The following is a 4,745-nucleotide window of genomic DNA, read 5'->3' as shown; positions in this document are numbered from 1 at the left end:
TGTTCACGCTCAGTCTGGAATTTGGTATCATCCACCGGAAACTTTTCCTCAAGCACTGCGATCCCTGCTCCCGTTTCGGATTTCACCACGCCTGTATTTTCGCCGGGATTTTTAAGCGTGAACAACTTGGCGACAAGCGGATTCATGGCGCCGAGTCCTTCCGCCGCACCCCCGCGGCTGACTATGTTGTTCTTTACATCCGCGGTCTTGACCGAATCGGCCGCAACAGCTTCCGGCAGGGTCTTACCGGCCTTCATACGTTCCAGAACACGGGAGGCGAAATCGGCGGCATACTGAATGCGGACCTCGTCACGGACCTCGGCCTCCACCTGATTCCTGACCTCTTCGAGAGATGGTATTCCCGCCGGTTTCACTTCCGCCACTCTGATGATGAAATATCCCTGGTCAACCTGATGCCGCGTAAGCACATCGCCTTGCCCGGCATGGAAGACCCGGTTGACAAGCATCAGGGAGCCGCCTATATAGGGAACATACATGTCCTTCTTCTGAAACAGGGGGGTGCGCACTGTCTGAAGGTTGGATTTTTTTACCTGGGCGGCGAAATCCTGCCCGCCATTTACGCTCTCGTAAAAGGAATTGGCAGTGTTTTCCACTTTATCGCGGGTCTGAGTGGACGGCTCGATTTTCAGGAGAATATGGCTGACTTTTACCTGGTCGACTTCGGTCGGAGAAGTTTTGGGCTTCGCTTTACCCTTCTTGGCTGCAGTTGCCGGTTCTTCCTTGTATTTGACCGAATCAACCTTCACAATGTGATATCCGAACTGAGTTTGAAACGGTGGTGAGATTTCGCCCGGTTTCAGACTGAATGCTACATCATCGAACTGCTTCACCATTCTCCCGCGGGTAATATATCCCAGATTCCCCCCTATTCCCTTGCCGTCCGGGCCTGCGTTACCGGGATCCTCGGAATAACCGTTGGCAAGCTCGGCGAAATCCTCACCCTTCATTGCACGCTCATAGATGACCTTGGCGCGGTCCACTACTTCGGCGCTGTCCTGAGGAGTCGGTTCAAGCCTGAAGAAAACAATGTCCACAGATCGCGCCTCGTCACGTTTATACTCGGCCTTATGTTTGTCATAATGTGCCTGAACTGTCTTGGAGTCAAGAGTTCGTCCAACATTATTCAGACGAGAAATCGGTAAAAACACCCATTCCGCTTTACGCATCTCATTATCCATGAGCCACTTTCCCCGGACCTTCACATCGGGGATGACAATCCCTCCGGTCAGCTCTCTCTGGAATTTGACGAGAGGAAGCGATGTCCTGGCCTGCGTCTCTATATAATCCACGAGCGGTTTGCTCCGGGGATCCTTCAGATTGGCGGGATTCTGGAGGAATGAGCGATATTTCTCGATGCTGAAAGTACCGTCTGGATTCTTGAAAGTCTGGATCTGCTGGGCAATCTGCACCGGATAATTGAGCATGAAATTTACCAGCTCTTTATCGGTAAAAGTAATCTTCCTTTTTTGAATTTCCTGCTCTACCAGAGTTTGGGTAACTATGTCATTCCAGACTTCGTCCTGCAATTGACGGTCCTGGTCAAGAGTCGTCCGCTGTTTCTGGCCCGTCGATTCACGTTTTTGCTGGAGGAGGCGATTATAGGTATCATAGGTTATCTTCTGCCCGTTAATAGCCCCCAGATAATGCGCGGAAAGCCCGCTCCTGGTCTTCCTGCCGGTAATATCCATACCCCAGGCAAAAACCATCATGCCCACAAAGCAAACCGCGACGGTGATCATCACCCATTTGGTGCTCGACCTCAGTGTTTTTAACATTCATTCGCTCCTCTATACAGTATGCCATGCATTATTTTCGAGATTTAATACCTTCAAGCGTAATAATTTACTGTTTTATTGTGTTGAAATCAACCGAAAATTTGCACAATGCCATAAAACATCTTGCACCTCTGTCTAACTTGTGAGTATTATAAAAAAAATGTATTCCTGTTACCCAAGGTCTTACAGTATAATGCGCTCTCATCTTTTCCTGCTCCTGTTCTGTATTGGATCCCTTAACACGGTATCTTTCTCCCTGGCAGAGGATTTCATCTGGCCCATCGATGCAAAAGAGATAATTACCTCTACATTTGCCGAGCCGCGTCCCGGGAGATTTCATTTCGGCGTTGATTTCACTTCCGATGGAGTAATCGGGAAAAGGGTGTATGCTCCTTCCGAAGGTTTCATTTCCAAAGCGGCCACTTCACCGTTCGGATACGGTAAAATGCTCTGTTTCACCCTGGACAGCGGTAAAACGGTAGTGTTTGCCCATCTGTCCCGATTCCTGCCGGTTATCGAGGAACGCCTGGAAGACCTTCGGGAAAAAGAGCATTCCTGGGATGTGGAGCTGACCCTGAAACCTCAGGAGCTCCGCGCCCGGAAGGGAGAGGTTATCTGCTGGTCGGGAAACAGCGGCAACAGCACTCCGCACCTGCACATGGAGCTCAAGGACAGCGATGACACCCTCCTGAATATCCTGGGCCAGGGGCTTACAACGACAGATTCAGTTCCGCCGGAGATAGGAGATGTGCTCCTGGTACCGCTCGACCGGAACAGCTCTGTTGACAGCTCTCCTCTGCCGGTACGATATAATCCCCGCTCCGGGGAGAAATTGCATCTTACCGGGAGAATCGGCGTCGTCGCCGCTTTTTCCGATCGGCTCGGCGAATCGCTAGTCCACACGGGCATCTACAGCGCTTCTCTCACAGTAGATTCCACTATGGTTTTTTCCAAAACCTACGACCGGCTCCTGGCTCAAGAAAACAGTTACGGCGGGCTCGATTACCTTTCCGGAGATTCATACGGCGCACGGGGAATTCTATCGGCCTTGTTCCGGCGGGATGGAAATCCTCTTGAGTTCTACCGGGGAGATGGGTTACTTTTCATATTTCCTTCCTTCCCGGCCAAACAGCATATCCTCCGTGTGGAAGCTGCGGATTTTTCAGGCAACCATGCAGAAAAGACTCTTACCGTCGTCTATGGAGCGAGGCCCGTTTTTACCGCCTGCGAGTTCATGCCGGGAGGGATACTGCGGGTGGGGGGAAAACACTCCGCGGATGTTCTGGATCGTGTGGAAATATGGAAAAGGAACGGCGCTGTCTGGAAACTTGACCGTTCCATCCCGGCAGGGGAAAAGGAATGCGATATCCGTGAATCGATGGGCGATAACCCCATGACCTGCAAGGTCTTTCTGATTGCCCGCGATACTTCAAGGTCTCTCCCCTGCATACTCCGGTACGATCCTCTCTCCCAAAACTCACAAGACAAAAGAGTAATCAATCTGAATGTGAAGTTTCTCCATGACCGGGCAGTGATTTTTCTGACCGCTTCCGGGCCTCTGGCTTCGCTCCCTTCGTTCTGGTTTATAGAGACCGGCGGCAGGAAAAAAGAGCTGACCATGACACCGACCGGGGAAACCTCCTGGATCGCCGGTATCCCTTTAGTCAGGATGGGACAGTCTGCTCTTTTCATCAATGTCCGCGCGCGCTCGCCCTCCCTTCGGGAAAGCGTAACAACCGAATTCGTAAATTATACCCTGGTAGATACGGCATTCAACGGTGAGATATGCTCATCCGACAGTTCTTTTTCGCTTCGTGTGAGCCCTGGCGCGGTATACCGCCCGGTTCCGGTAAAAGTCACCAAAGCGGAAACGGACACTCCCGAAGGTTTCACCGTCATCTCCCCTGTATATCGGGTGCAATGGGGAGATGAGCCGATCAAATCTTCCGCTGCCGTCACCTTCCGACTTTCTGAAGAGCCTCCCGCCGATGCGTTGATTTATGCGGGAGGAGATAGAGGAAGATGGCATTGCCTCTCCGGTCAGATAAGAGGCAAAAACTTTTCGGCTCGATTTAAGGGTTCAGGATGTGTGGCAGTTCTGGTGGACAGCATCGCGCCGGTTGTTTTAGCGGTCTCTCCCCGTCCGGGAAGCCTGCTCACCGCAAGACGTCCGGAGATCGCAGTCAGGGTGAGAGATAATGAATCCGGGCTGGCAGGCTCGGACAGCATCTCCCTGACTGTCGACAGCCAGCCGGTTTACGGTGAGTACATGCCTGCTTCCGATCTGGTCAGGTATATGATGAGAAAGAATCTCCCTTCCGGCCGGCACGAGGTGCAGGCAAAAGCGACAGACCGCGCTGGAAATACAAAAAGTATCGCCTGGCAGTTTACAGTTCGGTGAAAAGGGGTATTTTTCAATAGATGACAAGATAATTTTGTATGATGTAAGAAAAAGAACTCACCGCTTAAGAAGTTGCTATAGTGTTCTTATGTTGTGACATTTTTCGGCATTCTTTTTTCCGGTTCATCAGGAATATACTAAAAATATAAATTATGCTTGACAAAATAGCAAGTGTAAATATATTATTATCGATGTTCCGGGAAATGGTATCTCAGGAGTGAAAATGAAGCACACAGAGAAAATTGTAAAATCCCCTCAGGGCAAAAAAAGCAAGCCGCGGTTAAGCGCGACAGCAACAGCCCACGCCGAATCGAAATCTGAAAGGGTGCGGAGTCGCTAATCGTTTCAGAAGCCCGCTATCGGAGCCTCTTTGAAGCGGCGCGAGACGGCATCTTGATCCTGGATGCTGAGACAGGGATGATCGTCGATGTGAATCCGTTCTTAGTGGAGATGTTGGGTTTCAGGCGTGAGCAATTCTTCGGAAAGAAGATATGATGATCCGGCAAAAGCATCTTGTTATAGCCAACGCTCAAAAAAACCTCACCCGG

At 50.8% G+C, this 4,745-nt stretch carries 3 protein-coding genes; 2 read left to right on the top strand and 1 reads right to left on the bottom strand.

Going from position 1 to position 4,745, the window contains the following annotated elements; translation table 11 throughout:
* Positions 1–1,796, bottom strand: a 1,796-nt coding sequence (locus Q8O92_14565) for a peptidylprolyl isomerase (GenBank protein MDP2984539.1), incomplete at its 3' end; no start/stop codon positions are given.
* Between the two features lie 193 nt (positions 1,797–1,989).
* Here Q8O92_14565 and Q8O92_14560 point away from each other — a divergent pair.
* Together Q8O92_14560 and Q8O92_14555 are read left to right on the top strand one after the other, a co-directional pair.
* Positions 1,990–4,197 carry a M23 family metallopeptidase gene (locus Q8O92_14560; GenBank protein MDP2984538.1) on the top strand — a complete coding sequence of 736 codons (2,208 nt, stop codon included), beginning with the start codon at positions 1,990–1,992 and terminating at the stop codon, positions 4,195–4,197.
* Between the two features lie 393 nt (positions 4,198–4,590).
* Complete coding sequence (locus Q8O92_14555; GenBank protein ID MDP2984537.1) at positions 4,591–4,692, top strand: hypothetical protein; 102 nt, start codon at positions 4,591–4,593, stop codon at positions 4,690–4,692.
* Positions 4,693–4,745: the final 53 nt, after the last annotated feature.

Source organism: Candidatus Latescibacter sp., from assembly GCA_030692375.1.
Lineage (GTDB): Bacteria > Latescibacterota > Latescibacteria > Latescibacterales > Latescibacteraceae > JAUYCD01.
This window is presented reverse-complemented; position numbering and strand designations above follow the sequence as displayed.

Coding starts and splice junctions, on each gene's coding strand:
- Q8O92_14560 (MDP2984538.1), top strand. CDS start 1,990: ATGCGCTCTCATCTTTTCCTGCTCCTGTTCTGTATTGGATCCCTTAAC.